The sequence below is a fragment of the Oceanobacillus salinisoli genome (genome assembly GCF_009733865.1).
In the GTDB taxonomy this organism is placed as follows: Bacteria; Bacillota; Bacilli; order Bacillales; family Amphibacillaceae; genus Oceanobacillus; species Oceanobacillus salinisoli.
Map to the genome: position 1 here is coordinate 219,712 of NZ_WOFB01000003.1, position 19,004 is coordinate 238,715.

Below are 19,004 nucleotides of genomic sequence, written 5' to 3' on the forward strand. Positions count from 1 at the left end.
TGAACATTTTCTTATATATTTTCCATTCTTTTCTGTTTCCATAATAGCAGGAATTAAAGCAACGTCAACTTTTAAACCAATCTATCTCCGCGGAGTAAATCTTTGTCTTACTGCCGTCATTGGTTTCTGTCAGCAGTGCCCCATCATCACTAATTCCGAGAAAAGGAGCGCGCCAATGGTCTTTAGATGTCTTAATGGAAATTTCCTGCCCGATTTTAAATCCGTAGCTTTCCCACTTTTGTTTTATTTTCGTAAAACCATTTTCCAGATAAAAATTATACGTTTGTTCAAAAGTAACCAGAATCTCTTGAATCAAGTGATTAAGCTTCCATTCTTTATCCGTTTCCAGCCTTAATGAGGTCGCTATACCCTTCAGTTCCTCTGACAAATCATCTTCCGTATGATTTACATTTAATCCAATTCCGATAATGACATACCATACCTGATCTTGTTCAGCCTGCATTTCCGTTAAAATGCCAGCTGCTTTCTTTTCGTTAATTAATATGTCATTAGGCCATTTTATCTGTGGCTTAATCTGTACATATGAACGAAGGACATCTGCTAAAACAGTTGCAGTTAACAAAGTTAATTGTGGTGCTTCATGTGGCTGAATCCGTGGTCTTAGAATAAGGCTTAGCCAAATTCCCTTCCCTTTTGTAGAATGCCAGTTCCTGGTAACTCTTCCCCTTCCTTTAGTTTGTTCATCCGCTATCACAATCGTACCATGTGGTGCATCATTTCGAGCTTCGTCATGAGCAATGATTTGTGTCGATGTGACAGCTTCATAATGCTTGATATTTTTTCCAATCCAGTTGGTTTCCAGTCCCCATTTTATCGTATTTTCACTTAACTTATCTGGAAATTCAATAATACGATATCCTTTATTTGACTTCCCCTCTATTACATAACCGTCTTTTTTTAATTCCTTCATGTGTTTCCAAATGGCACTTCTGGATATTTGCAATTCATCTGACAAGGCTTGTCCAGAAATATACTGATCTTTATTTTTTGCTAGTAGGTTAATTAATTTACTTCGGGTGGATTCCATTTTATCCAATCCTTTATATCTGATTTATTATTTATCAAAGTTCCTATTACTACTTCTTTTTCTATTTTTGTAAGCATGTCGTGAATCCACGGTCCTTGCTTTATGTTTGGAAACCAATGTATTAAATCATTGCCATTCACACATAATTCCTTACGTGAATGAAGCGGTAATGCTTGATATACATCTAATATATCTTTGTTATCTATACGACCAGGATGAAAGATATTTATAATCCGGATAAATCCATTGTAATACACCTTGTCCAGTTTATAGACTAACCATTTATCCATATTATTTGTTTGAAAATATTCAAATGCTTTTACAAGTGCTGCAGCTTCCATTTTTTCCTGATTGGAACATTTCCATTTCTTTCCCCACTCCATAATACTTCTTTCTTTATTCAATAAGTGAAGTAATGCAATAACCTCACCAAACGAATATAACGGTTGAATGGATTTTGGAATTTGCTCCATTAAATCAGGATCCTCAGAAAAAATAGGAAGATATTTATAGCTTCCTGAAATTTTAAGATACTGTAGTCCGTTGGTGATATATTCACCTGCAAACATTTTGGTAAATTCCTTTGTAATCCTTTCTACCGCAAGGCTTTCAATATCACTACTGATTTCCTTCATCTGCTTTAATGTCTCAGGATGAATTTGGAAACCTAGTTGGCTGGAGAATCGTAATGCTCGGAGAATGCGCAGCGGGTCTTCTTTAAATCGTTCATATCCATTTCCAACTGTACGGATTATTTTAGCGTTAATATCTTTTTTTCCGTCAAAGAGATCGATAATATGTCCGGAAAGATCCATCGCTAAAGCATTCATTGTGAAATCGCGGCGTTCTAAATCTTTATCAATTTGATCGATAAATTTAACAGAATCTGGATGACGCTGGTCAGAGTAACCCCCTTCAACCCGGAACGTTGTAATCTCGTAAGACGTATCTTCATGAATAACTACAACCGTTCCATGCTCAATCCCGACTGGAATCACTTTTTTAAATAATTTCTGAATGATAGCCGGTGATGCAGATGTACTAATATCCACGTCACCTATTGGTCGTTTCAATAAATAATCACGAACGCATCCACCAACAAAGTATGCTTGATGGTTATGTTTTTTGATCGTTTCTATAATAGGTTTTGCTCTATTGAATGGCTCGGTAAGCATGCAATTCACCATTTTCTAACCTGATTTAAAGGATGTTTTTAAAAGTCCGTTATTTCGTGGCCCTTTTCATCCTCCATTTTAAACACGCACTTTTAGAACATCTTTATATAAATTGAGATACTGTTCGACGATTTGTCTGGAGTTAAAATGTTCTTGCGCACGCTGAAATGCCTTATGTGAAAACTGTTGCAGTTTCACATCGTCCTTGAGTAATTGAATCGCATAAGCAGATGCCTGTTCGATATCCCCTAATTCTACAATATAACCCGTTTCTTTATGTTTAATTACCTCGGGAATACCACCAATATTCGTTCCAATACAAGGCACCTCGCATGCCATTGCTTCCAGTAATACTAATCCAAAACTTTCCTTTTCTGATAATAATAACATTAAATCAGATATAGACAAAAGATCACTGATGTTATTTTGTTTTCCCAAAAATAGAACATCGTTGTCCAGCCCTAAATCATGAACTAGCTGAACAGTATCTGAATATTCAGGCCCATCACCTACTAAGAGCAATTTGCTTTGCATTTCATTCCTAATATAATTAAAAGTACGAACAACCTCATGCACTCTTTTCACTTTACGAAAGTTAGATATATGAGTAATTACTTTTTCGTCAGATGAAATCTTATATTGTAACCTTAAGTTGGAATGATCCTTTCGATGATAATCCTGTTCATTGACAAAATTATAGATAACTGAGATTTCTTTTGATGGTTGGAGCATTTCCTTTGTTTGCTTAACAAGGCTGTTAGAAACAGCGGTTACTGCATCAGATTGCTCAATTCCATGTTTGATCATTTTTTTAAACGTATTGTCTACACCTAAAACCGTAATATCTGTTCCGTGAAGTGTAGTAATAATTTTTACATCATGTTCAGCAATGTCCCTTGCCAAAATAGCACAAATCGCATGTGGTAAGGCGTAATGTACATGTAAAACATCCAATTTTTCCTGGTCAATGACGTCCGCCATTTTAGTGGCCAGAGCTAAATCATATGGTGGATACTGAAAAACCGGATAGTGTCCCATTTCCACTTCATGATAAAAAATATTAGGATACACTTTATCTAAACGAAAAGGAAGACTAGATGTTATAAAGTGAATGTCATTGCCTTTTTCCGCTAATAATTTGCCAAGTTCCGTGGCGATGACTCCCGAACCCCCAACTGTCGGATAGCATGTAATTCCAATTTTCATTCCGAATTCTCTTCCTTTATCTGATAGTTTCTTATACATTATTGATAGGTTGTGAAAGAGGATGTTCAAAAAGTTTGATGAAAAAGCCACAGCGGAAATATAGAATGTTCAGCTAATTACCGATATGTCCTGTGGCGAACTTCTTGGTCCTTTTCATTCTCCTATTTAACCTCGTACTTAAATTATATTTTCAAGACCATATACCAGCTCATTTAAATCGAATACTTTTTCAATAGAAAGCTTTACCCCATCCATAAATGAAGCACGATTTAATGAGTCATGTTTGATCGTTAAGGTTTGCCCTGCTCCACCAAACATCACTTCCTGATGTGCCACAAGACCAGGCAGACGGACACTGTGAATTCTCATTCCGTCCAGTTCAGCTCCGCGAGCACCATTAATAGTTTCTTTTTCATCTGGATGGCCCTGCTTTTTGTATTCTCTAGCTTCTCGAATCATTTCTGCTGTTTTCACGGCAGTTCCTGATGGAGCATCTAATTTATTGTCATGATGCTTTTCCAAAATCTCCACATCTGGTAGATATTTCGCCGCCATCTGTGAGAATTTCATCATGAGTACTGCTCCTACAGCAAAATTAGGTGCTATAATTCCCCCTAAATTTTTACTTTTAGCCATCTCGTTAAGTTCAGTTATTTGTTCATTGGTAAATCCAGTTGTACCAATTACCGGTCTGATATTATTCTCAATAGCTTTTTTTGTATGTACATAACCAACCTCTGGTACGGTTAAATCAACCAATACATCAGCTTCAACGTTTTCAAAACATTGATCTATATCTTCAAAGATTGGAATATCCAGACCAGGGAATTCAGGTAAGTCTTTTAATGTTCTTCCACTATTTTTACGATCCAGACATGCAACGAGTCTAAAATTTTCTTCATTGGTTACCATGTTTACTGCCTCAGAACCCATTTTTCCACGTGGTCCTGCGATGATTACATTAATCATTGCTGCCATTCCTCCTAAATATGGTTATTCTTTACGTGTCCATCGATCTTTGTCTCTTGTTTCAAACTTAGTCATAGCAATATGGAAAGCTTCAGACAAGTCAATATCAAGTGAATTAGCAAAACATGTCAACACAAAGATCATATCTCCTAATTCCTCTTCCACTGTTTTTTCTTGTTCTGTAGCTTTCTTAGGTTTCTCCCCGTAATAATGATTCACCTCTCTAGCTAATTCTCCTGCTTCTTCGGTAATTCTGGCCATAAGGCTCAACGGGGAAAAGTACCCTTCCTTAAATTGTGAAATATAATCATCTACTCTTTTTTGAATATCTGCTGTACTATAAATTGGCTTCTCGATATGAATTACCCCTTTAACATGTTATACATATCTTTCATGTTAGCGAATTGAAACGATTTTGACAAATCATATACTTTCCCAATCATTGTTTGATTGTACAAAATATGACTATAATAGATAGGGTTATTAGGAATAAGAGGAGGAATTTGGAATAATGGTTTTCGGTTTGAAAATGAAAAATATCTTTTTTATTCTATTAGGATCAGCTATATTTTCTTTTGGTATTGTTCATTTTAATATGCAGCATAACCTAGGTGAAGGTGGCTTTACAGGGATTACTCTTCTATTATACTTTTTATGGCAAATTGATCCAGCTATATCCAATATCGTATTAAATATACCTGTCTTTTTTATAGGATGGAAATTTTTAGGTCGAAATACATTTATATATACTATTATTGGAACACTGGCTGTATCGGTGTTCTTAAGATTATTCCAGACGTACCAGTTCCAAATCCATTTACAGGATGATATGCTGCTGGTTGCTCTGTTTGCAGGTGTATTCATAGGTGTTGGTTTAGGAATCATTTTTCGGTATGGTGGAACTACTGGTGGTGTTGATATTATCGCCCGCCTGGTCAATAAATATGTTGGCTGGAGCATGGGGCGAACCATGTTCCTCTTTGATTTAGTTGTTATCACTACTTCCATCTTTGTTATCCTTGAATTACACGAGGGAATGTATACGCTCGTTGCTGTATATATTGGTGCAAGAGTGATTGATTTCCTGCAGGAAGGTGCCTACACTGCCAAAGGAACAATGATTATCTCAAATCATAGTGATGAGATTGCCGAAATGATACTGAAGAAAATGGAGAGAGGAGTAACTGTTCTTAATGGAAAAGGCAGTTATTCCGGTGAGAGACGTGATGTACTCTATTGTATTGTAGGAAGAAATGAAATCGTCCGTTTAAAAAATATTATTCACAGCATTGATCCCCATGCATTTGTAGCCGTCACCACGGTGCACGATGTTGTGGGTGAAGGGTTCACATTAGATGAAAATAAAAACCCTATTAATGACGATTAGAAAAGCGTAAGCGCCCGTTTAGCGACGTACGGACTGCGCCTGGCCATGCCACAGGTGGTGCGGTGTTGACGCGCAAAGCGGCGGTTTTAACCGAACAGTCCCCGTAGGAGATAAAGGAAACACGACGAACGGAGTGAGTCGATGTTGACTTATCGCACGAAGGTGAGGGAAGTCCGCTAGTCGCTGGGCGATGGAGCTAGACATCAAAGCGCAAATTTATACTTTCTTATCTTTTTAGAAAAACGGCATGCGCCCCGTCCTTTAGCGAATGCCGAGTTTTTTCTAATACACTATCGCTCTATCGCTACTTTAAAATTTGACTCTCTTCTCATTGTTTTGTTGTTATTGATTTGATATAAAATGCGAATATGTTTAATTTGAGATAATACTACCGCTACGGAAATACACTACGCTTTCCGCGGGCGGTTGGTGAGCCTCCTCGTGCTGTCGCACTGCGGGGTCTCACCGATGCCTCTTTTCCCGCAGGAGTCTCCGTGTATTTCCTCCGCTGGTTTATGCCATTCCCCTTTTAAATGATGTTTGATTCGATCTGAGAAAAGTATATTTCCTTATATCCTTAAGGCCCAAAAAATATCTCGTACAGTAAAGTCAATATGAAAAGAAGTATTATCAAACGTCCCAATTATAGGTTATTAGCTACAAATTAATAGGAAAACCAGTACTAGCGGAGGCAGAATACGTAGACTCCTGTGGGAATAGCACGTTCCGAAGACCCCGCAGCGGCGGTTTTCCGCGAGGAGGCTGAGGTCGTGCCCACGGAAAGCGAAGTATTCTGCCGGAGCGAATGAAGTCCGCTATCATCATTAGAACAAGCGAGGGCAACACAATAGTGTATTTCCGTAGTGATTGAATACCTGTAATTAAATAAATCAGAAGTCTATATAACATACGAATTAAAATCTTTCTTCAAAAGGTGCTTATCGAGTAGTCTTGTACTATCCTAACGAGCAAAGAAAAAAAGGTGGCAATTGCCACCCTTTTTTTAGTCTTGATTAGCTGATACAAATATTAAAATAAATCTTACTAATTCTGCTACAGCTACTAATGCAGCGGCAACATATGTCATTGCAGCAGCATTTAATACTTTTTTGGTTTCTCTTTCTTCATTATTTCGAATAACACCGGAAGATACAAGCTGACCCATTGCTCTATTCGACGCATCAAACTCCACAGGTAATGTTATAAGCTGGAATAATACGGCGGCTGACATGAAGATAATCCCTAACAGTAACCAGTTCATTGCTCCAAAAATCAAACCTGCAAAAATAAAGAAGAACGATAAGTTAGACCCAATGTTGGCTACTGGTACGAGGGCACTTCTAAACTTCAAGAATGCATATTCCTGCTGGTCTTGAATAGCATGACCTACTTCATGGGCTGCTACGGCTGAAGCCGCCATGGAACGACCGTGGTAATTATCAGTGGATAGTCGGACAACTTTCTTTCTAGGGTCATAGTGGTCAGATAAGGTACCTTTAGTTTCTTCAATAGTTACATCATATAATCCATTATCATCTAAAATCTTTCGAGCAACTTCTGCACCCGTCATATAAGAAGATGTTGGTTGTTTTGAATATTTCCGATAGGTATTCTTTACTCTTGATTGTGCCCATATTGGGATAATTAACAAGAGTGCAATATAAATCAGATACCCTGCCATTTGCATTCCTCCATAGTTTTTTTGAAGTATTTTCTAAGGTCAATTTTAGTCAAATTTTTAGTTTTAGTCAATCATTTTGTCCTTTTTCTTTCTATATTTTTGTTCCCCTTTGTATTTTCTCCAACTAACATAAGATAATGTAATTCCAATACTACCACCGATAATGATAACTGCCCATAAAAACGGACTCCAGTCCAAATTATTAGAGACGACAGGTTCCTGCACAGATTTTGCTTCTGCTGTATAAGCCCCAAGCTGGAAAAAAAATAGCATCCCTATGAGCATGATGAATAGTAAAACATGAAGCACTTTTTTATTTACCATAGAGATCACCTCACATACGTCTTATTCACTAATGTATGTTTCGGTTTTCTAATATATAACCAACCTATTTCTTGTTCTTTCTGACTGTTAAAGTGTAAGCAATGAAAATAGATATAATACTTAACCAGAATGTAAAATAGCCAATTTCATTCATATAATCTGTCAAAGAAGAATACATAGGCATCATTCCAAAAACATAATCAATCATATCATTATGCAGTACCCATATTGCTGCAACCGTAAGATGTCTTAGCTCAATTTTGTAATATGGAGCATAGAGTATTCCTTGTATTGCCATACCTAAATGGGATGCCATAAGCATATAGCCTGTCCAATCTAGGCCACCTTCCATTATGAGCGTTAAAATATTCATTACTACCGCCCAAATCCCATATTTAAATAAAGATGTAATAGCCAATGCCTCAATATAGGGTACATGTTTATTAAAAATAGAAAACAGCAAAAATATTGTGAAAAACAAACTTGCAGTAGGACTATCAGGAACAAAAGCGAGAAATATATCAGGTGTGATGGACAATTGGCTTTCATACCAAATATAACCGTAAATAGTACCGATAAAATTAATAAGAAACAGACAAATTAAAAAACGTTTATCAAGTAATGTGTATCGAATCATTTATTATCATCCCTTAACAGGCTATTAAAAAACACCTTCACCAAATTGGTAAGGTGTTTTTTAATATAATTTTATTCAGCTGATTCATTAACCGTTATAATGAAATCGGCTAACTGCTCCAGTTCTTCATCTGACCCAGTAAAGATCCCTCCAGGCATTCCACCAATACCATTTACAGCGATATCTGCAATTTCCTCAGCAGAATACTCAATGCCCAGTAACGTTGGTGCTGCAGGACCTCCTTCTAATTCTCCACCATGACAAGTCATACAGTTATTTTCGTAAACTGCATATCCTTCGTGTTCTGTGTCAATGGTTACAGATGATTCTGGAATAGGTTTATTTGCTTCTGCACGAGCTTCCCAATCAACATGGGCTGCCGATTCATACGTTAACCAAATAACAGAGATTAACCCTAGAATCATCATTCCATTAGCAATTGGACGTTGATGTGGTCTGCGTCCTGGACCATTGTCCAAGAACGGTGCAAGTAATAATGCTCCAAAAGCAAGACCAGGCATAACTAAAATCCCCATTAATACCCAATCCCCACTTGCAAATTCATATTTTAGAAGTTCATAAAGAAATAGGAAATACCAGTCTGGTAGCGGTATGTAAGCAGCGTCAGTCGGATCAGCCATACCTTCTAATGGTGGTGTATGTGCTAATGTCAAACATAGAAAACCAACTAAGAACACTGCACCTACCAACCATTCTTTTAATAAAAAGTTGGGCCAAAAAGCTTCGGTTCTACCAGGATATTCAGAATAATCTTTTGGTATTTGTGATGTTTTTTCTGCGGAGATACGAGAGTCTCCAACAAATTTCATACCTTTACCCTTATGCATCGCTTTCCCCTCCTTTTTATAGTGGTCCAGAAATTCCCTGTCTACGTATTAATATAAAGTGTGCTGCCAGAAGTCCAAATAATGCTGCTGGTAAGAAGAATACATGGATTGCAAAGAACCTCGTTAAGGTTTGCGCACCAACAATATTTGCATCACCAGCTAACAATGTCTTTAATTGTTCCCCTATAAACGGTACTTGTTCAGCAATTTCAAGACCAACCTGTGTGGCGAAATATGCTTTATTATCCCAAGGTAATAAATAACCTGTGAAACCTAATCCGAGCATGACAAAGAAAATTAAAACCCCAACAATCCAGTTAAGCTCACGTGGCTTCTTGTATGCACCCTGAAAGAATACTCTTAACGTATGTAACAGCAGCATGACAATTACTACACTTGCACCCCAGTGATGCATACCACGAACAATTTGACCATGCGCTACTTCTGTTTGCAGATAATAAACAGATTTCCACGCATTTTCAATATCTGGTACATAGTACATGGTTAAAAACATACCGGATAGAATCTGAATAACAACGACAAAAAATGTTAACCCACCAAAGCAGTAAACAAACGCTGAGAAGTGGTGTGCTGGATTAACATGTTCTGGTACTTCATGATCTGCAATATCGCGCCAAATAGGCGTAATATCTATACGTTCATCTATCCAATCATATAATTTCTGTAGCATAAATAATTACGCCCCCTCTCTTGATATTGTGTTTCCTAAGAATAGCATTCCATCTCTTACCTCTTGTTCATATACTGCCAATGGAGCTAGTGGTGGCGTACCAGGTACATTAGTCCCATCTTTTTCATAGCGTCCATCATGACATGGACAAAAGAATTGATTTGGATACTGTTCACTGCCCTCCCATGAAACGACACATCCCAGATGCGTACATATTGGGGATAGAGCTACAATGTCTCCATTGTCTTCTTTGTAAACCCATGCTGAACGACTGGGTTCGGATTCATACCATCCATCTACTTGCTCAACCGTCCAATCCACACGCTGTGGTTCACTTGTAATATCGTCAACTGATAAACCAACATTGACTAAGTCACCAGAAGAAGATTCTTTTAGTACAGGATCGATCGCCATGCGAATTGGAGATACTAATAAACCAGCCGCCATAAAGCCCCCTACACCTGTAAGCGTATAGTTTAGAAACTGTCTTCGGGATACTTGCTGTTTTTTGTCACTCATGAATTTCCCCCCTCTTTCATGTAATCACAGACATATTCTTATAAACAGATTACTAGGACAATACCAATGATAGCGCAATCTATTTATTCGGTCAATAAATAACCTTACCTCATTCATACAATTATGTAAAAAATAACTGTATTTTACCGATGAAAAAACTTATTGTGTTTTACTCTTAACTATTGGCACTATAAACTGTAAAGTATCGATATCTGTCCTGCAAATTCTTACCTGATGGGTTACAAGGTAATGCCTTACCAATAAGAACGGATTAATTCTCCTATTTGACTTACTTGGTCACGAAGCATTTGCTGCATTTCTTTTGATTGTAACTCTCCCGTTTGTACTCCAGGTAGCCAAATTAAAGTCCCATCTAATTCCTTTTCCATTTTTTTCCACTTTGAATCAAATGCTAAAAAAAAGATATGTTTAAAAGGCTGTTTTTGTATATCCTTCACCCACATATTAAGACGGTCTTTTTCCATTTCCATATTCGCTGCCCTTATGTAATTGTAATTAGGAGTTAACAAAATTCTTCCTGATAATTCCTTTTCCATTTCATTTGATAAAAGAGATAATACTTCACTTTGGAACGAATCCGTTTCCATACCCTGGTCATTTACCAGTTGGAAAGGAATCAACGGTATCATGGCCGTGTCTATGTATTCTTTGGCTTTTACATATTGTGCTAAATCTCTATTTCTCCATTTCATAGGATGCCCACCTTTTTTAATATCATTAATAAATTTTATCTTAAAAACACAAAAAAAATCAACCCTATTGCTTTTGCAATTTAGGTTGATTTCCATAGGCTAATTCCAATTCGTTTAATTCCTTGGATAATTTTAAAAATGTATCTTGATCTAATTCATCCAGTGCTCGGTCGATATCCCTCAGAAGATTTTTCTTTTTGTAATCAAATACGGTCTTATCCAACAATTTTTTTGCTAATATTTTATCTTTCTTTGTAACAAAATAATCATCCGGGACAAAAGGGTTTTCTTCCAACACCGAAACATAGTAAGAATTTTGATGGGATTTACTGAAATTCAGCTGAATATATAAATCTTCATCCTGATTTAAGCGAATATCATGAAATGATTTCTCCGCATCTGTTGTAACTAAATGATTTTTATAAAATCGAAAAGGAACTTCTGAAGAACATTGACTTGTAATCACAATTCCTCTAGGGCAAAATTTTACGTCTCTTACAAAATGGACTTTTTTAAGTAATTGGTTATGATTTAAAATATAATTCAAAATCCATACGCTTTCTCTTTTCTTTAATTGATAATGTTTAAGAAACCATTGTATAAAATTTTTTTTATCTTGTGCGGAAATAGGAGTATCCATTCAGTTTCCTCCTTAAATTAATCCTCTAAGAACAGTCTAAAAATCTTGTTTTGACAGTTTTAAACGATTGACAAACTCTTCCACTTCCCCATCTAACGGTACTAATTTCAGGTAAGATTCAAATACTGGAATGGCTTCTCCCATCCTCCCTTCTTCCGTTAGAAAATAACCAAATTCCTTCACGAAGTCGCTATCTTGATTTAAATTATTATATGCTTCATTATAGTGTTTTAATGCATTATCATATAACTCGATTTCATTATATGCTCGTGCCAATTCCCAGTCATACAGTGAATCATCCGCTCCCGATCTTTTTATTTCAGTTAATAAATCGATAATCTTCTCTTGCTCATCTCCATTTTTATAAAGTTCAACTAAAAATAATACTGCCTCTTTATAATCTGGCTCTAAAGCAACCGCTTCTTTTATAAACGCTTGGCTTTCTTCATTATTATCTAATTTATGTGCCAGGGTTCCTGCAAGAAAATACAACTCCTTATTAAACTCATCAAATTGTAGCCCTTTTTTGGCTGTTTTAAACGCTTCTTCCGGTCTCCCTTCATCTTCGTATGCTTTCGCTAAATGAACGTAAACCGTATGATAATACGGGTCAATGTCAATAACCTTCTCCCAAGCCTTAATACTAATATCGATCCGGTCTGCTTGATATGCAGTTATCCCATAGCGAAAAAGAGTATCAGGATCTTTATCATTTTTATCTTTATAATATGTTAATGCTTTTTCGTATTCACCGGAAGCGGCGTATGCCTCTCCTAATCTATCATGGAGTGAAATATTGGCAATATACTCTGTCCCGGGCACCATTTTTTCGTAGTAAAGAATCGCTTTTTTATATTCTCCAATGGAAAAGAATAATTCACCAAGTGCAAAGTCAATAATTTCTTCATTTGGTTCGAGCTGCTTTGCTGTTAATAATTTTTGCTCTGCAACTTCAAATAATCCTTGTGCCTGGTATAAATCAGCTAGTTGGATTAACGCCTGTATATAGGAAGAATCCTCCTCCTTAATTTGAACAAGTAAATCAATAGCCTGTTCATCTTCTTCCAACTCGATATATACATCTGCCAGTGTAATCTTTATTTCACTCTCATCAGGATACTTGTTTAGCAAATCATACAAAATACCACTTGCCTCCTGTAAAAATCCTAATTGATTATACATTTGTGCAATGGTAAACTTTTCATCATCATCCGCTTTGGCTTCGAGTTGCTTTAACATTTTAATCGCTTTTTCGGACTGGTTGTTTTCGATCAGTTCATATACTTCCATTATGTTATCCATGGTAACGTCCTCTCTTACTAATAAAACTGCTTTTCTAAGATAATTTGCTTGATAAAAAATTAATGTTACCTTCTCTTTCGTTTAATTATACTGTATTTATCAGTTATTGTCTTACATAATCCTTAGCCCCATCTTATACCATATTGGATTATATTCAAAAATAATTTGCTTATTGTGAACAATAAATATTGCTCTAAAGACGAATGATTTAACGATTAGATTTGTTGTTTTTTAACCTCGCAGTAGCTATAATTTACAAACTAGTAAAAAATTTTCTATGGGTGATGCTCTCGCTTGTTCTAATGATGATAGTGGGCTTGCAATCGCTCCGGCAGAATACTTACGGTTCGTGGGCACGGCCTAATGCCTCCTCGGAACCACTTCCTGCTCAGGTCTGGACACGTGCTATTCCCACAAGACAAGGAACACGAACTGCAGTTCTACATCACACGAAGAAAATCGGTTTGTATTATCGAGGAGTCTCCGTATTCTGCCTTCGCTAGTATTGGTTCTCTAATTAATATATAGCTATAACCTATAAAGGGGACGTTTAATAGGTTTCTCTTTACCTGAAGGGAGACCATCTTTTTTCTTAGTAAAAAGATACGTAATCCACCAGATTGCTTTTTGCTCGTAAAACTCTAATTACTTGTTTTTCAAAAGAACAGTGTTTCATCGCCAAAAAGAAGCAATTTTTGTATTCTAGAGAAAACCGCCTTAAACATGAAAAAACCCGAACTAATTAAAATTCTAACGGAAGAATTTTGAATCATCGTTCGGATTTTCCTTTTAACTAAAATACTTTTGTCCCAATCGCTTTGTGTGCTGGTCATTCAGTTTTTCATTTAACTTATAATGGATTGTAAATGCTCAAAGAATGTCGGATACGAAATAGAAATGGATGATGCATCATCAATAACAATATCGTCTTTTGCAACTAATGAGGCAATAGCACTCATCATCGCAATTCGATGATCATTGTAGGAAGCAACCTTTCCACCGCTTAATGTTGTCTTTCCTACAATAATCATGCCATCATCTGTACCTTTGATATCTCCACCTAATGTAGATAAAACATCTACTACTGCAGCTATTCGATCTGTTTCTTTTACTCTAAGTTCTTCTGCATCTCGAATAATTGTTTTTCCGTTTGCTTGGGTTGCTAATAATGCGATGATTGGAATTTCATCAATTAGCCTTGGAATCATGTCACCTTCAATTGTCACTCCATTTAAATCGGAAGAACAAACTGTTATATCACCAATCAATTCCCCACTCACTGTTTGCTGATTTTCAATCTTAATATTAGCACCCATATCCAAAAGTACATCAATGATTCCTGTCCTTGTTTCATTTAATCCTACATTTTTCAGGGTTACTTTACTGTCCGGGACAATAGCAGCTGCTACCAGGAAAAAGGCTGCCGACGAAATATCACCTGGCACATGGACATTTGAAGCTGAAAGGGTATTTTTTCCAGTTACCGTAGTAGACAGACCATTTCGAGAGATGTCAGCTCCAAATGCTTCTAGCATATTTTCAGTATGATCTCTTGTTTGTGTTTTTTCCGTTACGGTTGTCTCCCCTTCTGCGAATAAACCTGCTAACAATATCGCGCTTTTAACCTGAGCACTTTTAACTGGTAGTGAATAGTCCATGCCCGTAAGCTTTTTCCCGCGAATGGAAATAGGTAAATACTTGCCATCACTTCTACCATCGATGGATGCATTCATTTTTCTAAGTGGTTGAACAACACGGTCCATCGGCCTGTTTGAGAGAGACTCATCTCCATAAACAGTTGTAAAAAAGTCTAACCCCGAAATTATTCCCAGCATTAATCTAGTAGTTGTTCCAGAATTCCCGAAATACAATGGTTCCATTGGCTCTTTTAGCGAGGAAACTCCTTTCCCGTCAACGGTAATAGTCGAACCCTCTTTATGAATAGTTACTCCCATTGCTCGAAATGCGTTGATGGTTCGCATACAGTCTTCCCCATCTAAAAAATTCGTTACTTTTGTAACCCCATTTGCCAATGAGCCTAAAATGATAGACCGATGGGAAACCGATTTATCCCCAGGCACTTCTATTTCTCCCATTAATGCATGTTGATAAGGACGCAATATTACTTCTCCCATGTTTTCTCACTTCCTTACTTAATCTTGAATCATCGCTTCATATCCATGATTTCCCAAAATATACAAACTAAGTTGCTGTGTTTCTTTCGTATAAAAGCTTAACCGTAATGCACCAGTTATTCCTTCTCTAATCTCCAAAATTTCGATATTTTTAATGCTGATTTTTTTGTTTGCCAATAAAAGTACAATGGAAGCTATTGCACCAGGCTTATCAGCAATGTCAACATAGATATCATAAAATGCTGGGATAGCCCCCTTATCTTTAACTGGTAAGCCGTCTCGATAATTTTTAGCATTTCGTAAATATGTAATCATTTTTGATTTTTCATTGTTCTCTACTAACGCTTTTATTTCTTTCATTTCTTGTATCCACTCATCCATAAGATGAGATAATTTCTCACGATTATGATAAAAAATATCTTGCCATAATTCCGGGTTACTCGAAGCAATTCGAGTTATGTCGCGAAAACCGCCTGCAGCAAGATTTGGTAAAAAAGCATGTGTTTCCTGCCATTTTTTCGCCTGATGCACAAGAGACGAAGCAATTAAATGCGGAAAGTGGGAAACAACACCCGTCATTTCATCATGTTCATCTGGATTTAATACGACAAATCGGCTACTTGTCGATTTCAATAACTCTTTTAATGTCTCTACTTTTTGCTCTGTACTACGTATGGATGGAGTTAATACATAAATAGCATTTTCAAATAAATATTCTTTTGCTGCCTCAATACCTTTCTTATGCGACCCAGCCATAGGGTGGCCACCGATAAATGCGATATGTTTATTCGTTAACGTTTTTGCAGTTTCGATGATGGTGCTTTTAACAGATGAGACATCGGAAACAATAACGTCCTTCGTTAATGGAACGGTATCTAATTCTTCTATAAGGCGAATTGATTGTGTAATTGGCGCCGCTAAAAGAATGATATCAGCTTTCTGTGCAGCGTCTGTAAAAATAGTTGTAGCTTCATGAATCATCCCATTCATAATGGCATATTCCAGACTCTCTTCCTTAACGTCATAACCGATAATGTGATTTTCTGAAGATTGAGCAATGACTTTGGCTAAAGATCCTCCGATTAGGCCAAGCCCCGCAATTAAAATTGTACGTTTCAATACTACTCACCCTTAATTAAATCTGGTCTTAATCTTACCGCTTCATTTAAAAAGATATGATTGACTTCCTCCTGTGATTTGCTGGTATTGGTTACCATCATTATACGAATACATTTTTGTAAACTGTTTGGTACATCAATTTCTGCCATGCACATAACAGGTACATACTTCCATCCATCTATCCCTCGCAGTACCTTAGCAGGAAACGTTGCATTTAAATCTTTAGTAATAGAAATAAAAACATGTGACACTTCTGATGCTTGTACCTGATTTTCCTCTATCATCGTCTCTACTAATTCTTTAGTCGAATCTAAAATTTCACTCTCTTCATTAACAGAAACAGTTGTAGCCCCTCGTATTCCTCTTGTCATTTTGTCACCAACTTTTCTTTAAATGATTGTAAGTAAGTAATTAATGCTTCATCTTCCACTTCTTTTACAGTAGGTTTTCCTACTCTTTCCAATAGTACCATCTGAATTCGTTTATTCGTTGTTTTTTTGTCAGCTTTCATACGTTGGATGAGCGCTTCAATGTTCCATTCCTCTAAGTCAATTGGATATCCATTATTTTTCAGCCAAGCGAGCAATGTATCAAAAGGTGCTTCATTTAAAAATACTTTATCACTGACATATAAAGAAAATAATAATCCAATCGCCACCGCTTCTCCATGCGATAGTTTTCCGTAGCCTAATTCTGATTCCAGTGCATGTCCTAGCGTATGACCTAAATTCAAATACTTTCTGACTCCTGTTTCTTTTTCATCTTCTTCAACAATATTGGCCTTCACTTTAATACCAAATGATAGATGATTTTGTAACTGCTGATTTGTAATCTCTTTTAAATTTGTTCGCATGAAATGATGAAAGCTGTCCTCATCTGCAATCAAAGCCTCTTTAATCAGCTCCGCATATCCGGACCGCACTTCTTTATTGTTCAATGTAGATAATGCCTCCACATCATAAATGACTGCAACAGGTGCATAAAAACTGCCTATCATATTTTTACCAAGTTCATGATTAATGGCAACTTTCCCACCAACACTGCTGTCATGAGCAAGAATTGTGGTAGGCACCTGAATAAAATCGATTCCCCGCATAAATGTAGCAGCCACAAAACCGGCTAAATCCCCAACTACCCCACCACCTAGTGCGATAATTAAGGACTTGCGGTCTAAACCAAAGTTGATAGCATCCGTTTGTAAACGATAATAGACATCAATGCTTTTCGATTGTTCCCCTTCTGGAATAATCGTCACATACACATTTTCATTTGGAAGACTATCCTTTACAGCAGCTAAGTGTAAGTCGGCTACTTTATCATCTGAAATGATAAATATGGAAGAATACTCCTTCTTGAAATACTGTTGAATGGTATAACGAATTCCTTCACCGATTACAATCTTGTATTTATGCGAACTCGATTTAACTTGAATTTCTTCCATTAAAAACACCTTATTTCTTCCCGGTAATCATCCATGGCTTTTTTCAGTTTAGAAAATTGATCACTCGGAAATTGTTCAGTTAACGCTTTTGCCAGCTCAAATGCAACAATATGTTCCATAACAACAGAAGCAGCAGGCACTGCACAAGCATCTGACCGTTCTACCGTTGCTTTAAATGGTTCTTTTGATTCAATATCAACACTTTTTAGTGGTTTTAGCATCAAGGTTGGAATGGGCTTCATCACTCCACGGACTACAATTGGCATTCCGGTAGTCATTCCGCCTTCAAAACCACCTAGACGATTGGAAGTGCGGTAGTAACCCTTCTCCTCGCTCCAAGCGATTTCATCATGGACTTCACTTCCATATTTTCTGGCTGCTTCAAATCCAATCCCAAACTCCACCCCTTTAAAGGCGTTAATACTTACAACAGAACCAGCAATTCGCGAATCAAGTTTACGATCATAATGGACATATGAACCAACTCCTGCTGGCATACCTTCTACATAAACCTCACAAACCCCACCAATGGAGTCTCCTTCCTTTTTCGTTTGGTCAATTTTATCCATCATTTCCTGTTCAACATCTTTGTCTAGCACCATAACCGGTGAATGAGTGGAAATATTGATTCGTTCTTCCATCGATAGGGAATCTATATCCTTTGCTCGAATTCCTGCGATTTCCTTAACATATCCGGCTACTTCAATACCCAGTTGTTTTAACAATGTCTTAGCAACAGCCCCAGCAGCTACACGAGCAGCTGTTTCCCGAGCAGATGAACGTTCTAGTACATTACGCATATCACGATGACCATACTTTAATGCCCCATTCAAATCAGCATGCCCTGGTCTTGGCTTGGATACGACTCTACGAACTTCCGCGTTTTCATCAATTGGGTCTTCTCCCATAATATCTGTCCAATGTTTAAAATCATCATTACTGATTACTAGAGAAATAGGTGATCCTAACGTATATCCATGGCGAATACCACTTGTAATATTCACCAAATCCTTTTCGATTTGCTGCCTTTTTCCCCTGCCATGGCCACCCTGTCTACGCAGCAATGACGCATTAATATCATCCTTTGTTATTGGCATTCCGGCTGGTATACCTTCTACGATTGTTGTTAATTGTTTTCCATGGGATTCTCCTGCTGTTAAATAGCGCAA

General features: G+C 37.0%; 20 protein-coding genes. 1 reads left to right on the forward strand and 19 read right to left on the reverse strand.

The window, feature by feature from the left end:
• Positions 1-64 precede the first annotated feature (64 nt).
• The 5 genes from GMJ66_RS04895 to GMJ66_RS04915 form a co-directional block, all read right to left on the reverse strand.
• Positions 65-1,048, reverse strand: coding sequence for a biotin--[acetyl-CoA-carboxylase] ligase (locus GMJ66_RS04895; protein ID WP_156289215.1), 984 nt, complete (start codon positions 1,046-1,048; stop codon positions 65-67).
• Positions 1,024-2,235, reverse strand: coding sequence for a CCA tRNA nucleotidyltransferase (locus GMJ66_RS04900; protein WP_231514812.1), 1,212 nt, complete (start codon positions 2,233-2,235; stop codon positions 1,024-1,026). The genes GMJ66_RS04895 and GMJ66_RS04900 overlap by 25 nt, the downstream gene beginning before the upstream one ends.
• Before the next feature lie 66 nt (positions 2,236-2,301).
• Positions 2,302-3,429, reverse strand: coding sequence for an N-acetyl-alpha-D-glucosaminyl L-malate synthase BshA (gene bshA / locus GMJ66_RS04905; protein ID WP_156289216.1), 1,128 nt, complete (start codon positions 3,427-3,429; stop codon positions 2,302-2,304).
• Between the two features lie 177 nt (positions 3,430-3,606).
• Positions 3,607-4,398 (reverse strand): 4-hydroxy-tetrahydrodipicolinate reductase, encoded by a 792-nt coding sequence (gene dapB, locus GMJ66_RS04910; RefSeq protein WP_156289217.1) that lies wholly within the window; start codon positions 4,396-4,398, stop codon positions 3,607-3,609.
• A 24-nt stretch (positions 4,399-4,422) separates the two neighbouring features.
• Positions 4,423-4,761 carry a nucleotide pyrophosphohydrolase gene (locus GMJ66_RS04915; RefSeq protein WP_197046608.1) on the reverse strand — a complete coding sequence of 113 codons (339 nt, stop codon included), beginning with the start codon at positions 4,759-4,761 and terminating at the stop codon, positions 4,423-4,425.
• Between the two features lie 148 nt (positions 4,762-4,909).
• Here GMJ66_RS04915 and GMJ66_RS04920 point away from each other — a divergent pair, with 148 nt between their 5' ends.
• Positions 4,910-5,785, forward strand: coding sequence for a YitT family protein (locus GMJ66_RS04920; RefSeq protein WP_156289219.1), 876 nt, complete (start codon positions 4,910-4,912; stop codon positions 5,783-5,785).
• Positions 5,786-6,788: 1,003 nt separating this feature from the next.
• Here the strand turns inward: GMJ66_RS04920 and GMJ66_RS04925 are convergent.
• The 14 genes from GMJ66_RS04925 to aroC all read right to left on the reverse strand — a co-directional run bounded on the left by GMJ66_RS04925 (position 6,789) and on the right by aroC (position 19,004).
• Positions 6,789-7,472, reverse strand: coding sequence for a zinc metallopeptidase (locus GMJ66_RS04925; protein WP_156289220.1), 684 nt, complete (start codon positions 7,470-7,472; stop codon positions 6,789-6,791).
• Positions 7,473-7,529: 57 nt separating this feature from the next.
• A complete protein-coding gene (locus GMJ66_RS04930) occupies positions 7,530-7,790 on the reverse strand; it encodes a sporulation protein YpjB (protein WP_231514813.1) in 261 nt (86 codons plus the stop codon).
• Between the two features lie 64 nt (positions 7,791-7,854).
• On the reverse strand, positions 7,855-8,427 hold the full coding sequence (gene lhaT / locus GMJ66_RS04935; RefSeq protein ID WP_156289221.1) for a lipoprotein heptaprenylglyceryl N-acetyltransferase LhaT: 573 nt from the start codon (positions 8,425-8,427) through the stop codon (positions 7,855-7,857).
• 71 nt (positions 8,428-8,498) lie between these two features.
• Positions 8,499-9,275 carry a menaquinol-cytochrome c reductase cytochrome b/c subunit gene (locus tag GMJ66_RS04940; protein WP_156289222.1) on the reverse strand — a complete coding sequence of 259 codons (777 nt, stop codon included), beginning with the start codon at positions 9,273-9,275 and terminating at the stop codon, positions 8,499-8,501.
• 16 nt (positions 9,276-9,291) lie between these two features.
• Entirely contained in the window at positions 9,292-9,966 is a 675-nt protein-coding gene (qcrB, locus tag GMJ66_RS04945) for a menaquinol-cytochrome c reductase cytochrome b subunit (RefSeq protein ID WP_156289223.1), read from the reverse strand.
• Between the two features lie 6 nt (positions 9,967-9,972).
• Complete coding sequence (locus GMJ66_RS04950; protein WP_156289224.1) at positions 9,973-10,485, reverse strand: QcrA and Rieske domain-containing protein; 513 nt, start codon at positions 10,483-10,485, stop codon at positions 9,973-9,975.
• A 254-nt stretch (positions 10,486-10,739) separates the two neighbouring features.
• On the reverse strand, positions 10,740-11,198 hold the full coding sequence (locus GMJ66_RS04955) for a YpiF family protein (RefSeq protein ID WP_156289225.1): 459 nt from the start codon (positions 11,196-11,198) through the stop codon (positions 10,740-10,742).
• Between the two features lie 64 nt (positions 11,199-11,262).
• Positions 11,263-11,838, reverse strand: coding sequence for a ReoY family proteolytic degradation factor (locus tag GMJ66_RS04960; RefSeq protein WP_156289226.1), 576 nt, complete (start codon positions 11,836-11,838; stop codon positions 11,263-11,265).
• A 36-nt stretch (positions 11,839-11,874) separates the two neighbouring features.
• A complete protein-coding gene (locus GMJ66_RS04965) occupies positions 11,875-13,140 on the reverse strand; it encodes a tetratricopeptide repeat protein (RefSeq protein WP_156289227.1) in 1,266 nt (421 codons plus the stop codon).
• A gap of 845 nt (positions 13,141-13,985) precedes the next feature.
• Entirely contained in the window at positions 13,986-15,275 is a 1,290-nt protein-coding gene (gene aroA, locus GMJ66_RS04970) for a 3-phosphoshikimate 1-carboxyvinyltransferase (protein WP_156289228.1), read from the reverse strand.
• Between the two features lie 18 nt (positions 15,276-15,293).
• On the reverse strand, positions 15,294-16,394 hold the full coding sequence (locus tag GMJ66_RS04975; RefSeq protein WP_156289229.1) for a prephenate dehydrogenase: 1,101 nt from the start codon (positions 16,392-16,394) through the stop codon (positions 15,294-15,296).
• Between the two features lie 2 nt (positions 16,395-16,396).
• The gene (gene aroH / locus GMJ66_RS04980; protein WP_156289230.1) at positions 16,397-16,765 is read right to left on the reverse strand and encodes a chorismate mutase; all 369 of its coding nucleotides are present in this window, start codon (positions 16,763-16,765) and stop codon (positions 16,397-16,399) included.
• The gene (gene aroB, locus GMJ66_RS04985; RefSeq protein ID WP_156289231.1) at positions 16,762-17,835 is read right to left on the reverse strand and encodes a 3-dehydroquinate synthase; all 1,074 of its coding nucleotides are present in this window, start codon (positions 17,833-17,835) and stop codon (positions 16,762-16,764) included. Before aroB ends, aroH begins: the two co-directional genes overlap by 4 nt.
• Positions 17,835-19,004 (reverse strand): chorismate synthase, encoded by a 1,170-nt coding sequence (aroC, locus tag GMJ66_RS04990; protein ID WP_156289232.1) that lies wholly within the window; start codon positions 19,002-19,004, stop codon positions 17,835-17,837. The genes aroB and aroC overlap by 1 nt, the downstream gene beginning before the upstream one ends.